Raw genomic sequence first — 23026 nt, forward strand, 5'->3', positions numbered from 1 at the left:
AAACAACCTCCTTTATTTTCCCTCTTTTCTCTGAAAGCGTTTTCTTTTAGAGTAAAAAAACGTGACTAACATCTCTCATCCCCATGTATGAGCCGTAGTTTGATTATTAAGAATTTTTAAAGCCGCTCTTTACTCCCGCTGATGTTTCTTGTTTTCATGTTAGTACATTTTTAAAAATAAAGGAAATATAGGTTTTTTTAGAAAGCTCATAAAAAAAATTTATAATGGTAGTCTAGAAAAAAGCTTGGTCTAAAAGAGAGATTCTTCCAAGACGCAAACTTTTTAGCTTTGGCTTTATTTTTCACTTAGCTTTAAAAAGTCAATAAACGCTTTCACGACCGATAGATTCAAGTAAGAAGGATCATACATGAGCCACGTGTTTCGAAGCAAAGGTGATTCATCTCGGTACGAAAGTCCGTATGTATATAAGTTGTCGCTGGAGTGAAGGCAAATTTCAGGTAAAATCGCAAAGCCTAAATCGTTTTTGACCATTTCTTTGGCCGTTTCTTGCCGGTCAACTTCCATTGCTACAAACGGAGGCTCTGAAAACTTGTCATGCCACCAGTCTTGAATGAGATCTTTTAGCGACGTATCGGTTTTATAGTTAATATAAGGCAGGTTCGGCAAGTCATCGATCGCAATCTCTTTTTTCGAAATTAAGCAGAGCCGTTCTTTCGTCAGCAGTGATTTTTCTCCGTTCCACGGGTAATTGCCTCGTAAAATACCAACGTGCACACGCGAAGAGTCTAATAGATTCATAACTTGCGTACTCCAGCCCGTATTGACGCTGAACTGTACATTTGGGTAGTGAAGAGAGAACTGCTTTAAAATTTTAGGAAGCTTATGCTGTGCAAAGTTACTCGATACCCCTAAGCGAAGCGTTCCCGTAACGGTTTCGCTCATATTACGCATGCTGTCTTTTGTTTCCTGCAGCTGCTTCCACATATTTTCCGCATAGCGAACAAGATGCTCACCTTCAGATGTAAACTCAATTCCTTTTTTCGTTTTGAAGAAAAGCGACACGCCAAATTCTTCTTCAAGATTTTTAAGACGGTAGCTTAAAGAAGGCTGCGATACGTAGAGCCTTTCAGCCGTTCGCGTAATGTTCTTTTCTTCATGAAGCGTTTTAATTAATATCCAATCTTTTTGATCCATCCCGATTCCCCCTTGTATTTAGATTATAAAAAAAATTTTAAAAAGACAATAAATTTTATGTATTTTACTTATGACCACCTCTATTATACGATAAATGGCAAATGAACCGGTTCTAAATAGTAAAAAAATAAAATGGTTTGATGAACGCCTCGGCGTTTGTTAGTAGGGGAGAAAGGTGATTAATATGACGCGCATTCCTGTAACGGTTATGAGAGGTGGAACGAGTAAAGGGGTTTTTATCAATCATGAAGAAATGCCTGTGAACAAATCGGATTGGGAACCGTTTCTGCTAGATATAATGGGAAGTCCGGATCAACGTCAAATTGACGGGCTCGGCGGAGCTAATTCGCTGACAAGTAAAATCGCGATTATAAAAAAATCAGATTTAGAGAAAGCTGACGTAGATTACACGTTTGCGCAGGTTAGCATCAGCGAATCTCTCGTTGATTTTAAAGGAAACTGCGGCAATATCTCTTCAGCGGTCGGACCTTATGCAATTGAACAAGGACTTGTACAAGCTGTGGAACCGGTGACTAAAGTGCGGATCTATAATACAAATACCAAAAAAGTAATCGTAGCGGAAGTAGAAGTAGAAAACGGGAAAGTGAAAACAGAAGGATCCTGTATGATTCCTGGAGTGCCAGGTACGGGTTCACCCATTTATCTTTCGTTTGAAAACGGAGAAGGAGCCGTTACTGGAAAACTTCTTCCAACCGGGAACGCTATCGATCTTCTGCAAACATCCATCGGGACAGTAAAAGCATCAATTGTTGATGTAGGAAATCCGCTTGTATTTGTTAAAGCAGCAGATATTGGCCTAAAGGGAACAGAACTTCCCCATGAATACACGGACAAACAGCTGAAGCTATTTGAAGAAATTCGCTCCATTGCAGCGGAAAAAGCGGGGCTTGCACCTCAAGACAAAGCAACTAAACTATCACCAGCGGTTCCAAAAATGACGATTATTGCTCCTCCAATGGACCACCGCGACGGGACTGGAAGAGAAAAAGCTGCTTCTGAAATGGACGTATTAATTCGCATGATGTCGATGCAAAAACCGCATCAAACGCTTGCGATTACAGGAGCAATTTGTACAACGGCGGCTATCTATACAAAAGGCACGCTTCCGTCAGAAATGGTTCAATTAAAAGGCGATACCGTTCGACTTGCTCATCCAATGGGAATTATGGAAACCAGTGTGGATCTAAAAGATGGACAGGTTAAAGGAATCAAAGTAGTGCGTACAGCCCGTCTTATTTTTGAAGGATTTGTTTATACAAAGCATACGTATGATGTATGTTTATCAAGTTAATAATGTTCTCTAAAAAAAGCTCTTTCTAGGAAACTAGGAAGAGCTTTTTTATGTTAGAATATTTTTACTGAATATTGAAAAAGTGGGTGAAGGTATGAAAAAAAGAACGTATATTGATCTAAGCCACATCATTGAAGACGGAGTTATCACACATAAAGGCTTGCCGGCACCGATCATTTGCGACTATTTAAGCCGAAAAGAGTCTAGAAAGCTTTATGAACCAGGCACTGAATTTCAAATCGGTAAAATTGAAATGGTCACGAATACCGGTACGTATATTGACGTGCCGTTTCACAGATACAAAGACGGAGCGGATTTAGCTCAAACGGCTATTGATAAAACAGCCGGGTTAGAAGGAATAGTCGTTTCAGTTGACCCGACTTTAAAAGCGATTGATGAATCTCATTTTCAACATGTAGATGTAAAAGGCAAAGCGGTATTAATTCATACGGGATGGGATCACTACTGGAATACAGACGATTATTTAGAAAATCATCCATACTTAACAGAAAGCGCGGCAGCTTATTTAGTGTCTCAACAGCCCGCTCTTGTTGGAATTGATTCGATGAATATTGATGATACAAAAGGAAAAGCAAGACCAGCTCATACGCTGCTGTTAGGAGCGGACATTGTGATTGCTGAACACTTATGTCGCTTAGATCAACTAACGGAGTCCTTTTTATTTTACGCCGTGCCTCCTAAAATAAAAGAAACCGGAACGTTTCCGGTAAGAGCATTTGCGGAGGTAGAAAGAAAATGATCCAGTTACATAGATACAGAGAAGTACAGGAATTTAAAAACCAAGTCGAGCCGCTTTTAGCGGAAAATGAAGTCCTTCATAACTTAGCGCTGGGCATTTTACATAGCTTACATGAAAACAGCAAACCAAATTTTATGGGTGTTATTTTAAAAGACGGCCGTGCCGCGCTTGTTTTGCTACAAACCCATCCTGGGCAAATCATCCTGTCTCAAATACAGCAGCTAACGGAGGATGAACTAAGCGCAGCGGCAGAGCTATTACAAGAAATCGCCGTACCGGGCTTAGTTGGAGAGAAACAAACGGTTTTATATCTTTCTCAAAAACTAGCAGCGCTAAAAAATCAAGAAGCTTCTTTAAAAATGGATCAGCGTATTTACCGGTTAGACAAAGTGAAAAAAGCTGCAGACGCGGACGGAGTGCTGATAAAAGCAAGATTGGAGCATCTTCCGCTCGTGACAGAATGGATTTGGGAGTTTATGAGCGTCATTGGAGAGCCTGTATCAAAAGAACAAGCTGTCAAAACAGGAGAAGCTTTTATTAAAGCAGAACGGCTATTTTTATGGGAAGTAAACGGCAAGTATGTGTCGGTTGCCAATGCTACGCGTCCAACGGTCCATAACATTACAATTAACTTTGTATACACACCTCAAAAAGAACGTAAAAAAGGCTATGCCTCAAGCTGTGTATCCAAGCTTTCTCAGCTTATGCTAGACAGAGGTTTTCAAACAACAAGTCTATACACGGACACGACAAACCCTACGTCTAACAAGATTTACATGGAGATTGGGTATGAACACGTAGCTGATTCAGCATTAGTTTTAATTCATGAAAAAAAGTAGCAGGCTGTCTGCTACTTTTTCTATGAATTAAGGTTTTGTAACTAAATTTACGTGATTTAATGTTTTGCTATCATCAAAAATAAATTCAAGATCATAGGCGCCGGCGTGATACGTGTATTTCGATTGAGTCGTACCATCACCTTTTACTTTGCTTGTAAAGTTTGGCTGACCTAATTCTTTCTTTAAGTTAGCTTGCGTGATGGACCCTAAATTTGTTTGACGCTCTACATTCGTACCAAAATAGCGAATTTCGTTGATGACGTTATTTTTGTCATAGCCAAATGCGTATCCAGGATGGCCCATTTCCGCATGATAGTAGTCAAAGTTATTTGATGAACCTTCAGGCGGCGGACCGAACTGATCACGAACGTCTTGACGCAGGGTTTTGCCAATTTTAAAGTCTGCTGTTAATCGTGGCACTTCACCTTTTACTGCGTCGTTATAAATTTCGTTAATGTTTTTTACAGCTGTTTGACTCTGGCTGCTTGTTTCTTGAGATGTAGCTGCGTGTGCTAGTGTATCAAGCTGAGCGACAGGAGCAAATCCAAACGCAGCAATTCCTGTAATCGTTGCAGCAGCTGCCGCTTTTGATAGTCGTTGTTTCATTTTCATGATTTTTTCCTCCTATATATAACGATTTGGCAACCTCAGTCTACCTAAAAGAGCAGATAGGCCAGAATAGTCAAGGAGTCTTAGTTGAGTTGGTAACTGATACATATAATGTAACACGTCTTTTAGAATGTAAACGTCAGGTAAAGTGAAAAGTAAAAAAAGATTCATTTATCATAGGTGAAAAGATTGGTTTCTATTCCTTTATTATGTAAAAAAACGTAATATAGGAAGGGTTCTAAGTCTTTATAAAAAACTAGATAATAACTGTAAGTATGATACAATAAATCAAGTATTTGTTAAAAAATAATATTTATTTCTGGAGTTTTGATGTATGGAAAAAAATTTGATGAGAGGTACGCTTTTACTAACGGTGTCTTCTTTGCTAACAAAAATTTTAGGTTTTATTTATATTATTCCTTTCACAGCCCTAGTCGGAACGTCAGGTTACGCGCTTTATAAGTATGCATACGGTCCATATACCTTGATGCTAAGCTTATCGACAATGGGTCTTCCGCTTGCTGTTTCGAAGTATGTATCGAAATATAACGGTCTTGGAAACTACCGTGCGGGACAAGATCTATTAAAAGCAGGACTTCTATTAATGACGATAACGGGCATAGTAGGCTTTTTAGCGCTTTATACAATGGCACCGTGGCTCGCTGAACTAGTCATTAACGGAAAAGATTCCTCAGGAAATAGTCAAAAAGACGTGGTGTATGTTATCCGAATGGTGAGCTTTGCTTTAATTATTATTCCGCCTATGAGTCTATTACGAGGCTACTTTCAAGGTAACCAGTCTATGGGACCGTCTGCGCTAAGTACAATTATTGAACAAATAGTACGTGTGCTGTTCATTTTAGCAGGAGCATATGCTGTCATTCACCTTTTTCATAGCACGATGACAAAAGCTGTTGGAATTGGTACGTTTGGAGCGTTTATTGGAGGCGTAGGGGGAATAGGGGTTCTTGGTATGATTTATTTGAAGCGCAAGCGGTTGATTATGAAAGAAGCGAACAGCGGAAAGAATAATAAATCCGTTTCGTTCTCTTCAATGTTCAAAGAGCTTGTAACGTACGCCGTTCCGTTTGTATTAGTTGGTTTAGCTATTCCGATCTATCAAAATATTGATACGTTTACGATTAACATGCTCTTTCAATCAATAGGATATGGACAAGCTAAGGCTGAAACGATCAACTCAGTCATTGGATTAGCACAGATTTTAGTGATGGTGCCGGTATCGTTAGCAACTGCCTTCAGCATGTCGCTGATTCCGGGCATTACATCTTCTTTTGTGCAAGGGAATTTACGAGAAGTAAAAGGAAAGATTACAAAAACGCTGCAGCTGCTGTTATTTTTTACTCTTCCTGCTGCGGTAGGCCTTTGTTTATTAGGTAAGCCGGTATATATGATGATTTTTGGAGTGAAAAACAGTCCTGAAATCGGTGGAGTTGTTTTGCAATGGTACGCGCCTGCTGCGATTTTATTTGCTCTTTTCACCGTAACAGCCGCAATTCTCCAAGGAATTAATCAGCAAAAGAAGTTAATTTTAGGCTTGGGCTTAGGAATTGTTATGAAGATAGTATTAAACGTACTGCTGGTTTCAAGCTTAAAAGAAATTGGACCGGTTGTCGCGACGTACGGAGGGTATGGTGTATCGGTTATCTATAACTTTTATTTAATTAAAAAATCCATTTCTTACCGGATTCAATCACTGGGACAAGCGGCGTTGACGCCTGTTTTATTAGTAAGTGTGATGTCAGCCGCTGTGGTTATCTGCAATTATGCTTCTCACTATTTTTTAGAAAATAAGCTGTCTGCATCTTCACTTGCGATTAGCACATCTTGTATTTCAATTGCTTTAGGCGCTGCTGTGTATCTAGGACTTGGCGTAAAAACAAGCTTAGGGCAAGCCATTGTATTAAATAGAAGAAAAAGAATGTAAAGGAGAGAAAGTAGTGTCAAAACGATTTGTACTAACCGTAGCGACTGGAGGATGTATCATAATCTTCGGAGCGCTGCTGCTCTTAAATTGGGAAAGAGTGTTTGGAAATTACCGTCCCCTTCAAACAGCAAAAGCCGTATTCAAATTAGAAGTGGGAAGTCAAGGTGTAGCAGAGACTACGGATTCAGATGATGCTCTTCACTACGTGGTGAAAAAAGGACATTTAGATGAATATATTCAACTGATGAATGAAAAGGGCTATTTGTTAAAAGAAAAAGATATTGATCATAATCGACTTGTTTTTAACGATGGACAAGAAGATGAGCAAATTTACTACAAGCGCTTTGCTAGGAAGTATACGATGATTGATGGAGAAGGGTAAAGACTTTACATAGTATTTTAGTAGACTAAAACCTTATACCTCTATCTGTTTTTCAAGTTTTTTTGTGCGGAAAAGAAAAATAATATTGACAATTATGACAAAAAGCTTAATACTGACTTTATTACATAAAACAAATACAATTTGTTTCCTTATCAAGAGAGGTGGAGGGACTGGCCCTGTGAAACCCGGCAACCGCTGTCTATGACAGAATGGTGCCAAATCCTTAAGAGTGCGCTGCTCTTAGAGATAAGGAAGAAGCTGAAACGAAGCTCTTCCTTACTTATTTAAGGAAGGGCTTTTTATGTAGAAAAAACAACGAGGTGATATTTTTGAACAAAGCAGACCGTATCAAACGAATGAAAACACCAGAAATTGATCCAAAGTATAAAGGACGAGTGCCTCCGGGTCAGGTAGTAACGGAGCGATTTCCAATTTTACATGAAGGGGACGTGCCGGAGTATAACTTAGAGGAATGGACGCTTCGCGTGTTTGGGTTAGTAGACAAAGAAGTAACGCTTTCGTATCAAGATATATTGAATATGCCGCAAACAACGGTTAAGTGTGATATCCACTGCGTAACGAGATGGACAAGGCTTGATAATGAATTTACGGGCGTGCTGTTTACAGACTTTTTGAAGGCAGTTGGCGTGGAGTTAAAAAGTAAATATATCATGCTGCACGGAGATAATGACTATACGTCAAACATTGAGGTAAAAGATTTACTGAGAGACGATATTCTTCTTGCTCATTCTTTTAACGGAGAGCCGCTTACAGCTAAGCATGGATATCCGCTGCGATTGGTTGTTCCGCATTTGTACTTTTGGAAAAGTGTTAAATGGCTTCGAGGCTTTGAGGCTATTGATGAAAATCATCCTGGTTTTTGGGAGCAAAACGGCTTTCATCTTAGAGGAGATCCGTTTAAAGAAGAACGTTTTTCTGGAGAAGATTTAGGTATTCCAGAAGATGAGTGGGTACATAAAGACTATGATTAATGAAAATGCCTATGCGTGTGCATAGGCATTTTGTCAGCGCTGGCGGTTTAATTCCCACACAACGTGGCGAAGTTCGGGCAAAATCAGCTTGGTCATCGCTAGACGAACAGCACCGCTTGATCCTGGTGTAGAAAAAACGGCTTTTTCGTTAATCGTCCCGGCAATTGCCCGGCTCATAATCGCTGCGCTGCCGATGTCTTCCGTGTAGCTCAGCATGCGAAACAGCTCGCCAAACCCAACGATTTCTTTATGAATCAGCGCTTGAACGGCTTCAATCGTGACGTCTCGTTTTGTAATGCCAGTCCCGCCGTTTGTGAGAACAACGTCAATGTCCTCATCACTGCAGCCAGCAAGTATCGCTTGTTGAATCGACGTTTGGTCGTCTTTTACAATTTCATAGGAAGCGACATGCATGTCGTGTTCTTTCAGAAGTTGGATCATTAGCGCGCCGCTTTTATCGGTTTCTTTTGTACGTGTATCGGATACCGTAATGACTTTGCAGCGAACGGGCTGAGTTGCTTTAGATTTATGTTCGTGTACGCTCATCGTGTACCTCCTTTACGCTTCGGTGCGTTTATAGTCACCGTTTTTGCCGCCTGATTTTTCAAGCAGATACGTTTCGCCGATAATCATGCCTTTATCAATAGCTTTGCACATATCATAAACGGTTAATGCACAGGCAGAAGCAGCGGTTAAAGCTTCCATTTCAACACCTGTTGAGCCTTCGGTTTTAACCGTTGCTTCTATTAATAAACGGTACTGATTATTGCTTGTATCCCAGTCAAATGAAAGGTTCACGCCTTTTAATAAAAGAGGGTGACACATCGGAATAATGTCAGACGTGCGTTTTGCTGCCATGATTCCTGCTACTTGTGCAACAGCAAGGACGTCGCCTTTTCCAATTTTATGTTCGACAATCGCTTCGTGAATTTCTTTGTTAACAAGTATGCTTGAACGAGCGGTTGCGACGCGGCGAGTGATAGATTTTTCGCTAATATCGACCATGTTGGCACGGCCTTGATCATTAAAATGGGTAAAAGAAGACATCGGTGTTTTCATCCTTTTTCAGTAAATTTTGTTGTATGATAGAAATAGTGAGATATGCTATGATTTTACACCATAGCGCAAAAAGTGAACAGACGTAAAGGAAGTGAAGAATGTATGTTAGAAAGCAGAACACCTATTTCAATTCCTGAAGCAATTGAAAAAGTCATGACATATAAAAGAAAAGGCAGCATCGAACGCGTATCGATCACTGAAAGCTACGGGCGCTATTTAGGAGAAGATATTGTCGCTGATCAAAACGTGCCTCATTTTAATAAATCGCTTTATGACGGCTTTGCGGTTCGAGCACAGGACTGCGCAGAAGTATCGAGTGAACATCCCGTGGAGTTCGAAGTGGTAGGTGAAATCGGTGCCGGCTCTGTTTTTGAAGAAGAAGTAAAGCCGTTTCAAGCGGTGCGTATTATGACAGGAGCGCAAGTGCCTCATTCATGTGATGCGGTTGTGATGCTTGAAGTAACGAAGTCGTATGAAAAAGAAGGCAAAACGTATATGGCGTTAAGCAGGCCAGCTTCAAAGTGGGAGCACATTGCGTTAAAAGGAGAAGAAACGAAAAAAGGAGACGTGCTCGTTTCAAAAGGAACGCGCATCAATCCGGGCGTCACGGCTTTTTTAGCTACGTTTGGCTATGCGGATGTAGCTGTGGTGAAGCAGCCGGTTGTTGGGGTGTTAACAACAGGAAGCGAACTGCTTGATGTGAACGAACCGTTAGAACCAGGAAAAATCCGCAACAGCAACTCCTATATGGCACTCGCGCAAATCGTAAGAAGCGGCGGGATTCCGAAATACTTAGGAAAGCTCGAAGACGACTTTGAAAGCTGCTATGAAGCGGTAGAAAAAGCGCTTAAAGAAGTGGACATTCTACTGACAACCGGCGGGGTATCCGTTGGCGACTATGATTATTTGCCGGCTATTTATGAAAAGCTTGGTGCAAATGTACTGTTTAACAAAATTGCGATGCGACCCGGAAGTGTCACAACAGTCGCAGAACGAAACGGGCAGCTGCTGTTTGGATTATCGGGAAATCCTTCTGCTTGCTATGTCGGGTTTGAACTGTTTGTACGTCCGATTGTTCGCAGCTTTTTACATTCACCGGCGCCTCATTTACATAAAACAAAAGCGGTGTTAAACGGCCGCTTCAAAGAACCTAATGCATTTACGCGAATGGTGCGAGGAGAAATTTCAGATGAAGATGGAAAGCTTGTCGTGACGCCTGTTGGCATGGACAAGTCAGGCGCTATTTCGTCATTAGCTGCAGCAAACGCGCTGATTGTTCTTCCAGGTGGAGAGCATGGGTATGATAAAGGAACAGAAGTGAACGTGCTGCATCTTGAAAAAGAAGGCACGAGTTCGCTTTGGGTATAAAAAGACTATTTTTATGTAAGAGTTCTAGTCTGAATAGTGATCAAATTGCTAGTAAATAAACAACAATGTATAAGTCGTGTATAAATAAGAAAATGAGTAGGTAAAAGAGTCCTTGTGTATTAAGGGCTCGTTTTTATGATGTATTCCGCAAAGAGTGATTATGTTAACTATAATTATGTATCACATACAGCCTAAAAATAGAAAAAACTACCTTAGAGTTAGGGAGAAGGTAGTTTTTTCTATGACGTAATTAGGTTTCATGAGTGATGATTCATTGCATCTTGAGTAGTTTGCTTAATAGATAAGAAATATATTCATACTAATTTTAAAACTTCTTTATTTTGGGTATTAGTGAGTGGTTTCAAATGATATATCTATTTAACGAATAGTAACTAATAACCTTGGGAACTTTATCTATTAACAAAAGGAAAGGAGGAGAAATTATGCGAAAAAAATGGTCTGTTTTATTATGTACGTTAGCTTTAGCTATGATGACTTTCATCTTGCCGGTTAATGCTGAAAACAATAACGTAGATAGAGCAAATTATAATGATGACGTAAATACTCGAAATGTCACTACAGCAACTGATGTGGATGATGATAATGATTCACCTTGGGAATTACTAGGGTTACTAGGACTAGTTGGTCTTTTTGGCCTTAAAAGAAGAGATGACCGTGAAGAAAAAGTTCGTTAGTATCTATTTTGCATGAGTAGAGATAAATAATGGTTGTCAAAGATTAGCTTTCTAGAGAGTCCATAAAGGTGTCTTCTAGCAATTAGGGACACCTTTATTATTTTCTATAAAGTACATTACGTTGACTGAATCTGTGTAGGCTTTACATAAAAAGTAGAAAAAGCTCCCTATTTCCGTAGGGAGCTTTTCTGCTGCAAGAATCGTTTCCCCCATAGATCGATGCGTGGCGGCATCTTCAACAGGTTAAGTAAATAGTGGAATGTTATTGGTATTTTAACTTACAGCTTTTAGTTTTGCTTTAGAATTCAAGCTCCATAAGCTAAATAGTACGGTCATTAACCCGAGTATGATGCTAGACCAAAGCACGCCATCTGTTAGTGAATAAATAAATGGAAACAGTACAAACCATAATCCGCTAATAAGGGAAATCCAGTTTTGCCATGAATTCCATCCTGGTTTATTCGCTCCTAAAAGAGATGTGATGACTTGGAGAATTCCAAATACAATACTTGCTGAAGTAGCTCCTGCATCGTATGAAAAACCAAGCATCCATGGGGCCATAACAAACCAAATACCGATTATGGCGTTAGCAATACCTCTTGCTTTCATCATTATCCCTCCTCAAAGTATGACACTCGTAGTGATGTCATGATTAAACTATATGTTTGGAAGTGCCATGTGTTGAGTATTCATCAACGCCTGTTGAGATTTTTTCAATTTTTATTGTAGGAACAAGCACTTCTGTTGATGAGTTCTCATAAGATGTTTCAAAATCAAGTATAAGAAAGAGAGTGGAAAACAAATGTACTATTGTGTTAATTGCTGCAGACTGCAAAATGAAAATCTTATTAAGAGTAAGCTGTTTGAAAATGGAGTCTATATAGATCCATTTGTAGGAGAGAAAATCCCTTTAGGTATGTGTGCACATAGATGTAACCATGAGTCATGCAAACGATGTGAAAAAGAAAAAATTATTAAAAAGATTGTGCCAAAGGAATTATCTAAATTAAAGAAAGCAATAGAATATTTACCTGCTCATCGCCATGGTTCAGAAAAAGTTCCGTTTTCACAATAAATAGCGGCATGCCGCGTTCAGCTCGCTTGATAAAAATCAGTTTTTATTCCTTAAGTTGATTCATCACTAGTTGTACAGCTATTGCATCGTCTAAATAGCCGATTGGAAAGACATAGTCTGGGATAATATCGGTAGGCAAAATAAAATACAATAGCGCACTTCCTAATATAGAGCGCTTGGCAGCTGAGGTTTTTTCGTTACAGTATTCAAGATACATTTGCTTTAGTTGATCAATGAAAGTACCAACACTGCCTACTTGCTCTATTTTGGTTTGAAAGTTATTACAAATCATGTTGTGTCCTTCGTCTGTCTGTGCATATTGCTTATATTTTGTTAGTTCTTGTTCTACACGCTCAATCGTAAAGTTTGTATCCACTATATTAAAAGATTTAAGTATTTCTTGAATTTTATCAATGGAGTAATGAATGCCTGTTTCTACTTCATTTTCTGTATAGTTTGAAGCAGCTCCAGTAGGGTCAACCAATGCTTCAAGAGGAGTATTTAAATAGCGTGCAAATTGTTTTAAATGATGTAGATTTGCTTGCTGCTTTCCGTTTATAATCCGTGAAATAGTTGCCGTATCAATCCCCGTAAGTGAACTAAGCTTCCGCATAGATAAAGCATTTTCCTTTAATAAAGACCTTAATAACAAACCAAGGCTTTGGTCATGTTGGATCTTAGACATCGCGATTCACCTCTTTGTATTTTTCAACGCGCAGTAATCATTTTATTGAAGGTTTATCAACAATATATGCAACAAGTAAGCAAATTTCCTCAACATTATCATCAAAAGGAGAATACAAAATGGAATGGTTATTCATTTTAGGTTTTGCACTGTCATCAAGTATAGATAACTTTGGTGTAGGAATATCATACGGAGTTCGAAAGGTAAGGATAAAATGGCTTTCTAATTTACTAATAGCAGCTATTTGTTTCCTCTTTAGCATGTTGGGAATTACGTTTGGCAGGTGGATTTCAACCATCTTACCAGGAGTTTTCCATGTTATTGTAGCCGTCGTATTATTAACGCTAATTGGGATTCGAATTATTTTATTAGTCGGCTCCCAGAGAAATAACGGAATTCATGAATTAGATAGTAGGGGGCAAGTAAAAGTACGCTCTATTGGATGGATAGAAAGCAGCGTTTTAGGTGTAGCACTTTCAGCGAACGCACTTACAAACGGTCTAGGAGCTGGTTTGCTTGGATTGTCACCTTTAGCTATTTCGCTTACATCAGCATTTGGCAGTTTTCTCACAGTATGGCTAGGGGTAATGGTGGGGCAAAAAGCCACAAATGTGCAAATTGGGAAATTTACATTGAGTCAATGCGGAACGTTAATAAGCGGAATTACGATTTTAATTGTAGCCTTTACTCAAATATTTTAAAAGAAAAGGCGCCACTTATTAAAGAAAGTGGCGTTTTTTCTTTGTGTTTTATAGTGACTAGTCTTCTATACAAAATAAAGAAATGCTGCATAAGAATTTATTCAATGAAGAGGTAAGAAAACTTACTTCTGCAATTATTTCTTGTTAAGTTTTAATCGTATTTTAAAAGGGTACAGTATCCTTTAGCCAAGACGCCAGAATAACTGGCACAACTGTTATCTCGTTTGCAATCAATATAGATACACTATTCTAAAAACCAGCTGTATACCCCAAAACAAAGCGGGGAACATCTAGTTTTGACAGACAAGAACGCAAAGCGTAGAATTGTTCTAATGAATAGACAATTTACTATTTTAAGAGTCTTAATATTTAGGTTGATTTTATATAAGGGAGCGTACACACTTGAAAAATCAGTTTGCTCAATTAATACAGAATAATGAAAGCGTTCATATTTACTACAATATTGACGATATGAGAAGTTACTTAGATAATCTTGTGTCTTATATTGTTTCGGGGATTGAACAAGAGAGACATACGTTAGTTATCGAAAGTGAAAGACTAATTCCGCTGATTTTTAAAAAATTAGAGGGGATTCTGACTAAAGACCAACTAGCATATATACATACCATTAATAATTTTGATTATTACTGTTCAAGTGGAAGCTTTCAGCCTGCCATAATCTTTGAACACCTTTCCAAACACTTAGATCCTTTCTATAAAAACAATACGTCTTTTCAAATATGGGCTCATGTAGAATGGGGACAGCAAGAAGGAATTATACCTATTTTAGAAGAGTTTGAAAATGAAGCCGATAAATTAGTAAATAAAGGCGGATTACATTTAGTATGCGCGTATGATGAAGAGAGAGTACCAGAAGTTCTTAAACTTGCTTTAATGAAGTGCCATCCATACTTAATTTTAGAGAACAAAATTATTCCATCCAATTTATATGTAATGACGGATGCAGTGTAAGTAATATTGTGCACGGGCGTTATTTTTAAAAAGCAAAAGGTAAATAGAGAACAAATAAAGAGCCTTATTTAAGGCTCTTTATTTGTTGTTTCTACAGAGTATGTATACCATATATCTAGTGTGAAGCTTCAATTAAAATCTCTATTCCTTAAAATGAAGTTTTTTCGTATCTGCTCTGTTTCATCTTCTGTAACTTCTGGATAGTGCTTAGATAAGACATTAGCTAAATTTTCTTCTTTAGGTATATGTAAAAAACGTGAATATACTTCCGTACCACTTGGTAACTCATCTTCTTCACACAAGAGAAAGGCATCTAAACTCTCAATCAATTGGAATTTCACAGTCTGATCATAAACGTTGGTATAGCTGTCTTCACATTCTTTTGCTTTCTTTTCTGCAATTTCATAGGCTTGATCAAATGATCGGGCTTTAATTAATAAAATACTTTCTTCAAATATCTGATGTTCTTCATAATTTTCGTCAATCTTTTCTATATTAGGTTTATCCACTATTAAGTACTTATAAAGAACCTTTACGCCATATCATTGAAAGTCTAACTCTTCGCTATTAGTTGTTTTCATATCAACTCTCCATTCTTAACTAAAGGAACTATAATAATTAATTTTATCATCGTATTCCTTATCGTCCTTCTTACTTATATACCTAAGTTTGTATGTCGTGTTCATCCACTAACCTATGATAAAATGGAAATATAATCAAGGTATTTCTATATATTAGGGGGGTGTAAAATGGAATATATTGATCAAATAACAAATGCTACGGTAAATGGAGAGAGTGAAGAGATAAGAGATTTATTAAATAAAGAGCCATCTTTACTTAACGCTTTTAATTCAGATGGATGGACGCCTTTACATTTAGCTTGTTATTTTGGGCAAGTGGATAGCGCCAGGTTATTGTTGTCATTGGGGGCGGATATTCATGCTAAAGCTAAAAACCCGAATGAAAACATGCCTCTTCATGCAGCAGTAGCAAATAAGCAAATTCAAGCTGTAGACTTGTTGCTTACAAAAGGCGCAGATGTAAATGCAAAACAAAGCGGTGGATGGACTAGTCTTCATGAGGACTCGCTGCTAGGAGATGAAAATATGATTAAACTTCTTATAGAAAAAGGTGCAGATATCGAAATACAAAAAGATGATGGTAAAACGCCTTTAGAGGTTGCAGTAGAGAAAAAACAAGACAGCGCAGTTCATTTATTTACTCAGTATTTAAATAATAAAGCTTAATATAGAGTAAGAGATTTTATGTTAAGGAAGAAGAGGTGAATATAGTTATGTTGACTGCAGTAGTTGTAACTGTTTCTATTTTAGCGTTAGCTTGGATTGCTGGGCAAAGAGAACAACGCCAGTAGCTTCATATATTATTTGTATATAGAATTGAGATGATTGTATAAATGAGCACTAGAAATGTTTTAGTCAAATTGATGTTCTTTTTAGGATCATTTTCTAGCATAATCTTTGGGTTTGTTTTAAAACAGGGATTAACAGGGTTACTTTTATCTGCTGCCTGTATTATAACCGCAGGGTTCTTAATGAAAACTGGAGATACAAAAAGAGGGGGAAACTAACGCGGCTTAGCTTCTCCTTCTTTTTCAGTACTAGAGTGACTAGCTTTATATGTTGTATACAGCATATAAATAGAAAGACTCTTTAACCAGTAAAATAAATATAATTATGTTAAAATATAACTATATTTACTTTTTTGGTGGTGAAATAGATGAACAATCGAAGCTTGGGATTACTTTTAGTAGGTACAGGAACAGTCTTTTTGATTTTAGCTTTAACATTACATATTACGGGATTACTATATGGTTTTATTTTAGGTAGCAGCATCGTATTAAATGTTTTAGGAGCAGGTATACTTATGAAGTTTATAGCTAATGAAAAGCTGGCTAATTTGTAGAGATATTATCGATTAAGATCTCTTATGAATGCTATAGAGGAGAGACTTTAACTTTATTTAAGGTGCAGCTCGAAAAAACTCATCTATAATTTCCATTGTTAGACCATACATTACAATAATTACTGGCAGTGAATTTATAATTAAAGCAAATATTCTTTTCGGTAAATGTTCTTTGCTGAACATTGAAACGATGCTTAAAGGAAGGCCAAATAAAGGTAGAATAAATGCAAGCAATACAAAAGAACCGAGAAAAGGCTTCATGCTCTCGTCTGAAGTTTTTGATAATATGTATATGGAAGCTGGCGTCATCATCATCCTAGCCAATGCTGTTAAAAACGAGATTTTAGTAAATACGCTTAAATTTTTTCTCTCCAAACAATTCACCCTCCGTTATAAAAAATATATCATTAGTTAATGAATACGTAGCAAAAAGATACAATGTGCTAATTACAAGTGTACGCTGTAATCCTAATTTGCAGTATTTTATTCGTCTGATTTAGTTCTGAATATTTAAATAAAAATTATACTAGATGCTGATAAAAACAGAAAGGGATGAAGAAATATGTTCAATCAATATCCTATTGGGAAATTTACTGTAAAAGAAAATATTCAGAAAGAAGATATTCAAGGGTGGATTCATGACATTGGAGATGCCCCAAAGCAATTAGCTGATGCTGTAGAAGGACTGACAAAAGAACAATTAGCCACGCCTTATCGAGAAGGCGGCTGGACATTAAGTCAAGTTGTCCATCATTTAGCTGACTCCCATATGAATGCTTATACCCGTTTTAAATTAGGGTTAACAGAGCAAGCACCTACTATTAAAGCATATGATGAAGTGGCTTGGTCGAATCTTCCTGATAATGATTTACCTATAAAAGTTTCTCTTCAACTTTTTTCAGCTCTACATAAGCGGCTTCATAAATTGTTAAACTCACTTGATGAAAAAGATTTGAAGAAAATGATCCACCATCCTGAAAACGGGGAAGTGACGATTGAACAATTAATAGCTACTTACGCTTGGCATGGAAAGCATCACGTTGCTCATATTACGACTTTAAGAAATCAAAGAGGTTGGTAGAAAGGCATTTAATTAACATATGTTAGAACCAAAAAAGCTCTTTTTAAAAGCTTTTTTGGTTTTAATAAAAGACATTATACTAACTAAAGAGTATACAGCTTAAAAACAGAAAAACTCCCTCAATGTGTTAAGGAAGTTATCTTTAATCCTGAATAGTAATTCATTCATCCTGCATATAGCCATTATATTGTACAACGATGACTTATTTTTATAAGCCATCAGATCTGACTTTTGAAACACCTAAGGCAAGGTTTTTCCACAAAATTTGTTCAACCACTCCGGCGTCCACCGTACGACAATCAACAATGAGTATGACTTCCGAATGTTTGCCGCGTAAAAGCCGTTGATTTTTCCTGATTACTTTAAACATAAATAGTTTAATTCCTAGTCCTAAGATAAATCCGATAAAAGCACTAATTATTCCCCAGTAGATGGGCCCCCAGCTTAGTTTAAACCCAATGCTTGCACCAATGACTGAAAAGGCTGTGGCTAGAGCCATTCCCAAATCAATAAGAGAAACTCCATCGGCTCGATGGAGGCTATCAAAAATCCGTCGATCTTCCGTTCGATTATTAAGGGGGACAATAAATATATCTTCTTTCTTTATCCCTTTTTTTTCTAGCTCTGAAACAGCTAATTCTATGTAACTGGAGTATTCAAATGTAGAAAAGACCTGCATGTTTTCACTCCACCTTTTTTCCTTTCGAAATACAAAAGCTTGGATGTTGATATATTTTCTCGAAGAAATTTTTTTGCACTCTTTCAGCAAGTTTATTATTCTCAACCGTATTTATATAAGAGTCGAAGGTAGCAAAACCATATAGGGAAGGGAAAAATAACAGCCATTCTTTATTTAAAACGGAAGTAGCCTGTTTTATTTCTCCTAAAAATAGAAGAGAAATACCTTCAAGCAAGTGAGAGTAATAAAAGAAAACAACTGCCCAAATGATAACAAAGAAAGCACCAATGATGCGATGAATATAAAGTTGTCCTAGACCTGGCATCAGCAAGGACCAAACAACAGACAGGATGGGATTCCGTTTATCTAAATAATTTATTTCCATGGCTCCCATACTAAAGGTGTTGAACCGGTGGTTTTCTCGTTCAGCTAACACGTATATTTTATTTAAATCAACAGTTGTTCGGTAACTATCCCATATAGCAAAAATATAAACAGGAATATAAATAAGTAGCCATCTTGTATTAAGAACGTCTTTGGCCATATCAATATTTCCTTGAAAAGAATAAATCATAGCTAAATTTACATGAGATTTAATATTTATGACGACTTCCCATACAAATAACACAAAGCCGCGAAGGTATTTAGACAGTAGTAGGTGCCCAAACCCTGGAAAAGCTGCTGACCACCAAGCGATAATATAGGGGTTTCTTAAATGGATTTGAGTGGTTCCAAATATACTGACATGAGCAATATAGCGTCTTGCAGTATTGTCATTTTTATAATTATTCATTTACGATCTCCTATGGATTCGGAAAAAAGATACTTTTTATTTCATTAATCAAGAACTCTTTTCTGCTTTTTCATCTAATGCTCTTATAGCTCCGATCATTAACCTGTTTAATACTGATTTGACTGTAAGACTAAGTAAAGTATGATACCATTTCCAAGGTCTTCTCCATCTAATTAAATTTGTCTTTTTTTCTGCCCAGAGTTCGATTAAAAACATTGGAAAGATGAATAAAATAATTTTATATAGGATAACTAAGGGTTTATCGTTTTTTGTTAGTTGGTTGATGATAACAGAGACAGTTGGATATAGCAAAAAGTCAAATAAAACATGTATTTTAAACTCTTTTCGAAAATAGCGTACCGGATATTTAATGAGCTTATGAGTAATAACAAATCTGTCAACTATCCCATTGGTGTACCCATTAAGAAGAAAAGTCAATATTGAGTCTTTCACAGGAGGCTTTCTTAATAAAAAAGGCAAAGCCGATAGAGTTAAAATAAAGAGAACCCTCAAAAAACGCTTTTCAAATTTATTATTCAATTGGTTTTATCTCCTTAACTATACTGGAAGTATCTTTTGGTATATTGTTAGTAGTTTCTCTTAAAAGATTATTATGTATTCTAGAATTAATTTGGTACTGCTTATAAACGTAGATTATGTTCGCGACCTTTTTCTATTCTCTACAGTATCAAAATGGAAAAAACTACTGCTTCTGTGCAGTAGTTTTCCTAGTCGTTGAAATATAGATGTTATTATATTGATAATGCTCTACTGCATCTTGAGTAGTTTGCTCTCATTAGTGCTCTTTATTCGAGAAAGAATTACTGATTTGGAATGAATCAGCAGTTCCTTCTTATAGCGTGCTGTGGGGTTGACTTAATGTGAAATCTTCACGTTTTATACGAATTTTACGATTAACAATCCGTGTTTTTGGACTTGTGAAGAGGTGGTGGAACTAACCAGCCTTTTTCTTTGTTAAGTCGCAAAAACTTTCCACCAAGAGCTACTTTTTGCATGTGAATTTGACCAAACATTGCTGCAATATCTTCGCGAATAGATTGGCCAATCAGTTGACTGCAAGCAACTAGACCAGCAGCTATATCCAGTGAAATAGCCGCAGCAACTTCGGGGTCTTGAACACGTGCACCTACTGGAATATCATCTAAACAAGCTTCTGGACGTTCAGGCGGAGTTGGAGGTAAAGCCACTCCATTTTCTTTTAATAGCTTTTCTACACCTTTCATTTCCTGCTGACATTGTTCAATCGTTTCTTGTACTAACTTATGTAGATCCTTGTCTCCTACATGATTTAGAAACGTTTGATAACCAGCTACTAATCCTTTTGAAGCAGAAAGAAACGACCATGTTCCAAACACTTCACCGTAATGCATCGGTTCATCTGTAGGATTTCCACTTAAAATGCCCATTGTTATCCTCCTTAACATATTCATAATAATGTGCCACCTTTCTTACTATGCACACACTTAACGTCTCCATATCATGTTTTATTATTCTTCTAGATATAAAATTCCTTTTTATATCTAGAAGAATACAATCCACTATTTTACGTATACTATTCAAGATGCCTATGAGGGCATCAGTCACAATACCCTTGTTATACAAAGAGCTGCCTTCTTTGGCAGTTTTTTGTTTTGTCATGCTTTTTTGGATTTCTGCTTATGACGATAAATAGAAAATGTTCATAATAAAAGGAAGAGTGGATACCCACTCTTCCTTCAGCCATCAATTATAAAGTTGTCTTAGAAACGTCCGCCGCCAAGTTGTTGCTCAGCTAATTGCACAAGACGTTTTGTGATTTCGCCACCTACTGATCCATTTGCACGTGCAGTTGTATCAGCACCGAGGTTTACACCAAATTCGCTAGCGATTTCATATTTCATTTGATCGATTGCTTGTTCAGCACCGTATACTAATAATTCGTTGTTGTTGCTGCTTTTGTTGTTTGCCATGTTGTGTCACCTCCTTGTTTTTCTTAAGTTTCCTAGAGGCCAAGAAGTATATACGTGGTAATTTGTGGATTTATAGACCGTTATTCTTTGACCATACTAACATCTTTCCTTAAGTATGTGTTTTTTTAAAGCTGCTCATTTGAGTAGCTTTTTCTTTTTTATCGGAAATATTAGGAGAAAAGCTAATTTGTATGAAAGCTTAAAAGGAGGGGAAGCTAAAAAAAATGCGCTTTGATACGGAGGAACAGAAAATTGCAAAAAAAGAATCGATTAACATCTCCTGAAATGGCAAATTTATGGACACACTATATCCGTGAAACATTATCTGTATGTGTAAATAAATATATGCTTCACACAATCCAAGATTCAGAAATACATAATCTTTTTCAGGAAGCTCTTCAATATTCACTTAACCATATAGATACATTAAAAGCGTTATTTAAAAAAGAGAAGTTTCCTATTCCTAAAGGATTTACAGAAGAGGATCTTAACTTAGAAGCTCCTTCTCTCTTTACGGACGTCTTGTGTCTTAAATCCCTTTATATGATGAGCACACACGGCCATAATGAAATGAGTTTATCTTTTACAACTTCCATACGCCAAGACATTGTAGATTTTTATTATCAGTGCAACCTTGATGCGATGGAGATTTATAAAAAATCTAAGGATCTTCTTATTTCAAAAAAACTTTATCAGCAGCCGCCTACTTACATAACACCCAACCAGGTGGAAATGATTGAACACTACCACTATGTAACGGATGTGTTCGGTAAACAGAGACCGATAAATACAATAGAAAGTGGACATGCTTATTTTAATTTAAACAAAACAATGATTGCGAAAGCAATAATCCTTGGTTTTTCACAAGTTTCAAAAAATCAAAATGTACGAGCATTATTAGAAAAAAGTCTGCAAGTAAAAAACAAGCACATTGATATATTTTCATCTCTACTAACCAAAGACAACCTTCATCTACCTCAATCATGCGAAACAGAGGTTACAAATTCCAATGTTTCTCCTTTTTCAGATCAGCTTATGCTTCTCCAGACAGGCTTCTTTTTTGGTGTAGCGGTAACTTATTATAATGCAGCCCTCATTGCAAGTATGAGAGCCGATATTTCAGCACACTGTGAAAAGGCAGCCTTGGATAGCTTGTGGATTTATAGCCGTATTGGGAAAGATATGATTGATAATCAGTGGATGGAACAGCCTCCTCAAGCAGATGACCGTAAAAGGTTAGATGATTAGAAAAACGTTCTTAATAAATTAATGTCTAATCCTCCGACCATGCTACTAAAAGTGATGTAAATCATCATTCCGTATAAGGTTACGTATAAACAGAAAAGACTACTGTTCAGGAGCAGTAGTCTTTTGGTTTTTAGGATGTATCTTCTATACACTTCTAGTGAACATATATAACTTTGGATTGTTAAACTAAGAATAATAAATATATAAAACTCCTGGTAATTAAATATTCGTGTTAGGAATTATAACCAAGTTGTAGATTATTTGTATAATTTGTTGTTATTGTAGGTTTAATTATTTGAAAATTTAGATATTAGATTAGATTTATTATTCATAACATACATACATACTTATTCTTTATTATTTTAAAATCAATCAAATAGATAAAGGAGAGGATATATTTGAAGAATAATTATTTATATCGAGAGAAAAAAATAATGACTATGAAAACTGTTACTGAAATGACCGGATTGTCTGAGAGAAAAATTCGTTATTATGAAACTCAAAAACTTATCTTTCCTGAACGTACCTTCTCTGGTACCCGTAGGTATTCTTTTTCTGATATTGAGAGATTAATGGATATTGCAGAAAAAATAGAAGATGGAGTTCTTACACGAGAAATTCGAGATGATCTTTATAAAAGAAGAAAAAAGGTATTAATACAAGCAACAAAACGATTATAGGTCAACTAAGAACTCATTTTCCACAAACTTAATTGAATAATTTTATCAAGATTAATGATTATTATTACATTGTTTAAAATAACTTAAAATCCTTTCTTCGCTG

At 36.9% G+C, this 23026-nt stretch carries 28 protein-coding genes, 1 pseudogene and 1 riboswitch; of the genes and pseudogenes, 16 read left to right on the plus strand and 13 right to left on the minus strand.

Going from position 1 to position 23026, the window contains the following annotated elements; genetic code table 11:
- Positions 1-294: 294 nt before the first annotated feature.
- Positions 295-1155 (minus strand): LysR family transcriptional regulator, encoded by an 861-nt coding sequence (locus ACOZIR_RS05480; RefSeq protein WP_025750019.1) that lies wholly within the window; start codon positions 1153-1155, stop codon positions 295-297.
- 184 nt (positions 1156-1339) lie between these two features.
- Here ACOZIR_RS05480 and ACOZIR_RS05485 point away from each other — a divergent pair, with 184 nt between their 5' ends.
- The 3 genes from ACOZIR_RS05485 to ACOZIR_RS05495 all read left to right on the plus strand — a co-directional run bounded on the left by ACOZIR_RS05485 (position 1340) and on the right by ACOZIR_RS05495 (position 4066).
- Positions 1340-2467: a 2-methylaconitate cis-trans isomerase PrpF family protein gene (locus ACOZIR_RS05485; RefSeq protein ID WP_045293639.1), complete on the plus strand. Its 1128-nt coding sequence runs from the start codon at positions 1340-1342 to the stop codon at positions 2465-2467.
- Between the two features lie 94 nt (positions 2468-2561).
- A complete protein-coding gene (locus ACOZIR_RS05490) occupies positions 2562-3227 on the plus strand; it encodes a cyclase family protein (RefSeq protein WP_340141807.1) in 666 nt (221 codons plus the stop codon).
- A complete protein-coding gene (locus ACOZIR_RS05495; RefSeq protein WP_045293635.1) occupies positions 3224-4066 on the plus strand; it encodes a GNAT family N-acetyltransferase in 843 nt (280 codons plus the stop codon). Before ACOZIR_RS05490 ends, ACOZIR_RS05495 begins: the two co-directional genes overlap by 4 nt.
- Positions 4067-4093: 27 nt before the next feature.
- On the opposite strand, the gene ACOZIR_RS05500 is transcribed toward ACOZIR_RS05495, so the two are convergent.
- Positions 4094-4678 carry a YjgB family protein gene (locus ACOZIR_RS05500; RefSeq protein ID WP_340141808.1) on the minus strand — a complete coding sequence of 195 codons (585 nt, stop codon included), beginning with the start codon at positions 4676-4678 and terminating at the stop codon, positions 4094-4096.
- Positions 4679-5009: 331 nt separating this feature from the next.
- On the opposite strand from ACOZIR_RS05500, the gene ACOZIR_RS05505 reads away from it, so the two are divergent.
- The 3 genes from ACOZIR_RS05505 (at position 5010) to ACOZIR_RS05515 (ending at position 7994) form a co-directional block, all read left to right on the plus strand.
- Positions 5010-6620 carry a putative polysaccharide biosynthesis protein gene (locus tag ACOZIR_RS05505; protein WP_340141809.1) on the plus strand — a complete coding sequence of 537 codons (1611 nt, stop codon included), beginning with the start codon at positions 5010-5012 and terminating at the stop codon, positions 6618-6620.
- Between the two features lie 13 nt (positions 6621-6633).
- Positions 6634-7002, plus strand: a complete 369-nt coding sequence (locus tag ACOZIR_RS05510) for a hypothetical protein (protein ID WP_045293629.1) — start codon at positions 6634-6636, stop codon at positions 7000-7002.
- 146 nt (positions 7003-7148) lie between these two features.
- Positions 7149-7255, plus strand: a riboswitch (SAM riboswitch).
- A gap of 76 nt (positions 7256-7331) precedes the next feature.
- Positions 7332-7994 carry a sulfite oxidase-like oxidoreductase gene (locus ACOZIR_RS05515; RefSeq protein ID WP_045293628.1) on the plus strand — a complete coding sequence of 221 codons (663 nt, stop codon included), beginning with the start codon at positions 7332-7334 and terminating at the stop codon, positions 7992-7994.
- A 33-nt stretch (positions 7995-8027) separates the two neighbouring features.
- Here the strand turns inward: ACOZIR_RS05515 and ACOZIR_RS05520 are convergent, their stop codons facing one another.
- Entirely contained in the window at positions 8028-8540 is a 513-nt protein-coding gene (locus ACOZIR_RS05520) for a MogA/MoaB family molybdenum cofactor biosynthesis protein (protein ID WP_045293626.1), read from the minus strand.
- Positions 8541-8552: 12 nt separating this feature from the next.
- Positions 8553-9041: a cyclic pyranopterin monophosphate synthase MoaC gene (gene moaC, locus ACOZIR_RS05525; RefSeq protein WP_045293624.1), complete on the minus strand. Its 489-nt coding sequence runs from the start codon at positions 9039-9041 to the stop codon at positions 8553-8555.
- Between the two features lie 114 nt (positions 9042-9155).
- On the opposite strand from moaC, the gene glp reads away from it, so the two are divergent.
- Both glp and ACOZIR_RS05535 read left to right on the plus strand, forming a co-directional pair.
- Positions 9156-10421: a gephyrin-like molybdotransferase Glp gene (glp, locus tag ACOZIR_RS05530; protein ID WP_340141810.1), complete on the plus strand. Its 1266-nt coding sequence runs from the start codon at positions 9156-9158 to the stop codon at positions 10419-10421.
- A 443-nt stretch (positions 10422-10864) separates the two neighbouring features.
- A complete protein-coding gene (locus ACOZIR_RS05535; protein ID WP_045293621.1) occupies positions 10865-11116 on the plus strand; it encodes a WGxxGxxG family protein in 252 nt (83 codons plus the stop codon).
- Between the two features lie 273 nt (positions 11117-11389).
- Here ACOZIR_RS05535 and ACOZIR_RS05540 read toward each other — a convergent pair whose 3' ends face one another.
- A complete protein-coding gene (locus ACOZIR_RS05540) occupies positions 11390-11728 on the minus strand; it encodes an SPW repeat domain-containing protein (protein ID WP_052942414.1) in 339 nt (112 codons plus the stop codon).
- A gap of 190 nt (positions 11729-11918) precedes the next feature.
- Between ACOZIR_RS05540 and ACOZIR_RS05545 the strand changes: the two genes are divergently transcribed.
- Positions 11919-12191, plus strand: coding sequence for a DUF3973 domain-containing protein (locus tag ACOZIR_RS05545; RefSeq protein ID WP_340141811.1), 273 nt, complete (start codon positions 11919-11921; stop codon positions 12189-12191).
- Between the two features lie 43 nt (positions 12192-12234).
- Here the strand turns inward: ACOZIR_RS05545 and ACOZIR_RS05550 are convergent, their stop codons facing one another.
- Positions 12235-12876, minus strand: a complete 642-nt coding sequence (locus ACOZIR_RS05550; protein ID WP_045293617.1) for a DUF1232 domain-containing protein — start codon at positions 12874-12876, stop codon at positions 12235-12237.
- 62 nt (positions 12877-12938) lie between these two features.
- Here ACOZIR_RS05550 and ACOZIR_RS05555 point away from each other — a divergent pair, with 62 nt between their 5' ends.
- Positions 12939-13577: a manganese efflux pump gene (locus ACOZIR_RS05555; RefSeq protein ID WP_340142126.1), complete on the plus strand. Its 639-nt coding sequence runs from the start codon at positions 12939-12941 to the stop codon at positions 13575-13577.
- A 402-nt stretch (positions 13578-13979) separates the two neighbouring features.
- Complete coding sequence (locus ACOZIR_RS05560) at positions 13980-14549, plus strand: MEDS domain-containing protein (RefSeq protein WP_340141812.1); 570 nt, start codon at positions 13980-13982, stop codon at positions 14547-14549.
- Between the two features lie 128 nt (positions 14550-14677).
- Here the strand turns inward: ACOZIR_RS05560 and ACOZIR_RS05565 are convergent.
- A pseudogene (locus ACOZIR_RS05565) lies at positions 14678-15079 on the minus strand (DUF4288 domain-containing protein); the annotation flags it as partial.
- Positions 15080-15298: 219 nt separating this feature from the next.
- On the opposite strand from ACOZIR_RS05565, the gene ACOZIR_RS05570 reads away from it, so the two are divergent.
- Positions 15299-15796, plus strand: a complete 498-nt coding sequence (locus ACOZIR_RS05570; RefSeq protein ID WP_045293609.1) for an ankyrin repeat domain-containing protein — start codon at positions 15299-15301, stop codon at positions 15794-15796.
- A gap of 490 nt (positions 15797-16286) precedes the next feature.
- Complete coding sequence (locus tag ACOZIR_RS05575) at positions 16287-16472, plus strand: hypothetical protein (protein ID WP_045293608.1); 186 nt, start codon at positions 16287-16289, stop codon at positions 16470-16472.
- 57 nt (positions 16473-16529) lie between these two features.
- Here ACOZIR_RS05575 and ACOZIR_RS05580 read toward each other — a convergent pair whose 3' ends face one another.
- On the minus strand, positions 16530-16847 hold the full coding sequence (locus ACOZIR_RS05580) for a 2-acyl-glycerophospho-ethanolamine acyltransferase (protein WP_340141813.1): 318 nt from the start codon (positions 16845-16847) through the stop codon (positions 16530-16532).
- Between the two features lie 187 nt (positions 16848-17034).
- On the opposite strand from ACOZIR_RS05580, the gene ACOZIR_RS05585 reads away from it, so the two are divergent.
- Positions 17035-17553 (plus strand): YfiT family bacillithiol transferase, encoded by a 519-nt coding sequence (locus ACOZIR_RS05585; protein WP_045293605.1) that lies wholly within the window; start codon positions 17035-17037, stop codon positions 17551-17553.
- A gap of 208 nt (positions 17554-17761) precedes the next feature.
- Here ACOZIR_RS05585 and ACOZIR_RS05590 read toward each other — a convergent pair whose 3' ends face one another.
- From ACOZIR_RS05590 to ACOZIR_RS05610, 5 genes are all read right to left on the minus strand, one after another.
- Positions 17762-18232, minus strand: coding sequence for a hypothetical protein (locus tag ACOZIR_RS05590; protein ID WP_045293603.1), 471 nt, complete (start codon positions 18230-18232; stop codon positions 17762-17764).
- Positions 18233-18236: 4 nt separating this feature from the next.
- The gene (locus tag ACOZIR_RS05595; protein ID WP_045293602.1) at positions 18237-19025 is read right to left on the minus strand and encodes a hypothetical protein; all 789 of its coding nucleotides are present in this window, start codon (positions 19023-19025) and stop codon (positions 18237-18239) included.
- Positions 19026-19073: 48 nt separating this feature from the next.
- Positions 19074-19565, minus strand: a complete 492-nt coding sequence (locus tag ACOZIR_RS05600; RefSeq protein WP_045293600.1) for a CBO0543 family protein — start codon at positions 19563-19565, stop codon at positions 19074-19076.
- Between the two features lie 374 nt (positions 19566-19939).
- Positions 19940-20452 (minus strand): DUF3231 family protein, encoded by a 513-nt coding sequence (locus ACOZIR_RS05605; protein WP_013058453.1) that lies wholly within the window; start codon positions 20450-20452, stop codon positions 19940-19942.
- Positions 20453-20785: 333 nt separating this feature from the next.
- Positions 20786-20995, minus strand: coding sequence for an alpha/beta-type small acid-soluble spore protein (locus ACOZIR_RS05610; protein ID WP_013058452.1), 210 nt, complete (start codon positions 20993-20995; stop codon positions 20786-20788).
- Positions 20996-21247: 252 nt separating this feature from the next.
- Between ACOZIR_RS05610 and ACOZIR_RS05615 the strand changes: the two genes are divergently transcribed.
- Complete coding sequence (locus ACOZIR_RS05615; RefSeq protein WP_340141816.1) at positions 21248-22243, plus strand: DUF3231 family protein; 996 nt, start codon at positions 21248-21250, stop codon at positions 22241-22243.
- A gap of 398 nt (positions 22244-22641) precedes the next feature.
- Entirely contained in the window at positions 22642-22923 is a 282-nt protein-coding gene (locus ACOZIR_RS05620) for a MerR family transcriptional regulator (protein WP_088567414.1), read from the plus strand.
- Positions 22924-23026 lie beyond the last annotated feature (103 nt).

The organism is Priestia sp. D3YE.R1 (assembly GCF_049199565.1).
GTDB classification, from domain to species: Bacteria; Bacillota; Bacilli; order Bacillales; family Bacillaceae_H; genus Priestia; species Priestia aryabhattai.

What these genes read in the sequence shown, in the direction of transcription:
- ACOZIR_RS05505 (WP_340141809.1), top strand. Translation starts at nt 5,010, where the DNA reads ATGGAAAAAAATTTGATGAGAGGTACGCTTTTACTAACGGTGTCTTCT.
- ACOZIR_RS05545 (WP_340141811.1), top strand. Translation starts at nt 11,919, where the DNA reads ATGTACTATTGTGTTAATTGCTGCAGACTGCAAAATGAAAATCTTATT.
- ACOZIR_RS05610 (WP_013058452.1), bottom strand. Translation starts at nt 20,995, where the DNA reads ATGGCAAACAACAAAAGCAGCAACAACAACGAATTATTAGTATACGGT.
- ACOZIR_RS05490 (WP_340141807.1), top strand. Translation starts at nt 2,562, where the DNA reads ATGAAAAAAAGAACGTATATTGATCTAAGCCACATCATTGAAGACGGA.
- ACOZIR_RS05520 (WP_045293626.1), bottom strand. Translation starts at nt 8,540, where the DNA reads ATGAGCGTACACGAACATAAATCTAAAGCAACTCAGCCCGTTCGCTGC.
- ACOZIR_RS05500 (WP_340141808.1), bottom strand. Translation starts at nt 4,678, where the DNA reads ATGAAAATGAAACAACGACTATCAAAAGCGGCAGCTGCTGCAACGATT.
- ACOZIR_RS05575 (WP_045293608.1), top strand. Translation starts at nt 16,287, where the DNA reads ATGAACAATCGAAGCTTGGGATTACTTTTAGTAGGTACAGGAACAGTC.
- ACOZIR_RS05550 (WP_045293617.1), bottom strand. Translation starts at nt 12,876, where the DNA reads ATGTCTAAGATCCAACATGACCAAAGCCTTGGTTTGTTATTAAGGTCT.
- ACOZIR_RS05540 (WP_052942414.1), bottom strand. Translation starts at nt 11,728, where the DNA reads ATGATGAAAGCAAGAGGTATTGCTAACGCCATAATCGGTATTTGGTTT.
- ACOZIR_RS05605 (WP_013058453.1), bottom strand. Translation starts at nt 20,452, where the DNA reads ATGGGCATTTTAAGTGGAAATCCTACAGATGAACCGATGCATTACGGT.
- ACOZIR_RS05535 (WP_045293621.1), top strand. Translation starts at nt 10,865, where the DNA reads ATGCGAAAAAAATGGTCTGTTTTATTATGTACGTTAGCTTTAGCTATG.
- ACOZIR_RS05590 (WP_045293603.1), bottom strand. Translation starts at nt 18,232, where the DNA reads ATGCAGGTCTTTTCTACATTTGAATACTCCAGTTACATAGAATTAGCT.
- moaC (WP_045293624.1), bottom strand. Translation starts at nt 9,041, where the DNA reads ATGTCTTCTTTTACCCATTTTAATGATCAAGGCCGTGCCAACATGGTC.
- glp (WP_340141810.1), top strand. Translation starts at nt 9,156, where the DNA reads ATGTTAGAAAGCAGAACACCTATTTCAATTCCTGAAGCAATTGAAAAA.
- ACOZIR_RS05480 (WP_025750019.1), bottom strand. Translation starts at nt 1,155, where the DNA reads ATGGATCAAAAAGATTGGATATTAATTAAAACGCTTCATGAAGAAAAG.
- ACOZIR_RS05485 (WP_045293639.1), top strand. Translation starts at nt 1,340, where the DNA reads ATGACGCGCATTCCTGTAACGGTTATGAGAGGTGGAACGAGTAAAGGG.
- ACOZIR_RS05595 (WP_045293602.1), bottom strand. Translation starts at nt 19,025, where the DNA reads ATGAATAATTATAAAAATGACAATACTGCAAGACGCTATATTGCTCAT.
- ACOZIR_RS05495 (WP_045293635.1), top strand. Translation starts at nt 3,224, where the DNA reads ATGATCCAGTTACATAGATACAGAGAAGTACAGGAATTTAAAAACCAA.
- ACOZIR_RS05585 (WP_045293605.1), top strand. Translation starts at nt 17,035, where the DNA reads ATGTTCAATCAATATCCTATTGGGAAATTTACTGTAAAAGAAAATATT.
- ACOZIR_RS05570 (WP_045293609.1), top strand. Translation starts at nt 15,299, where the DNA reads ATGGAATATATTGATCAAATAACAAATGCTACGGTAAATGGAGAGAGT.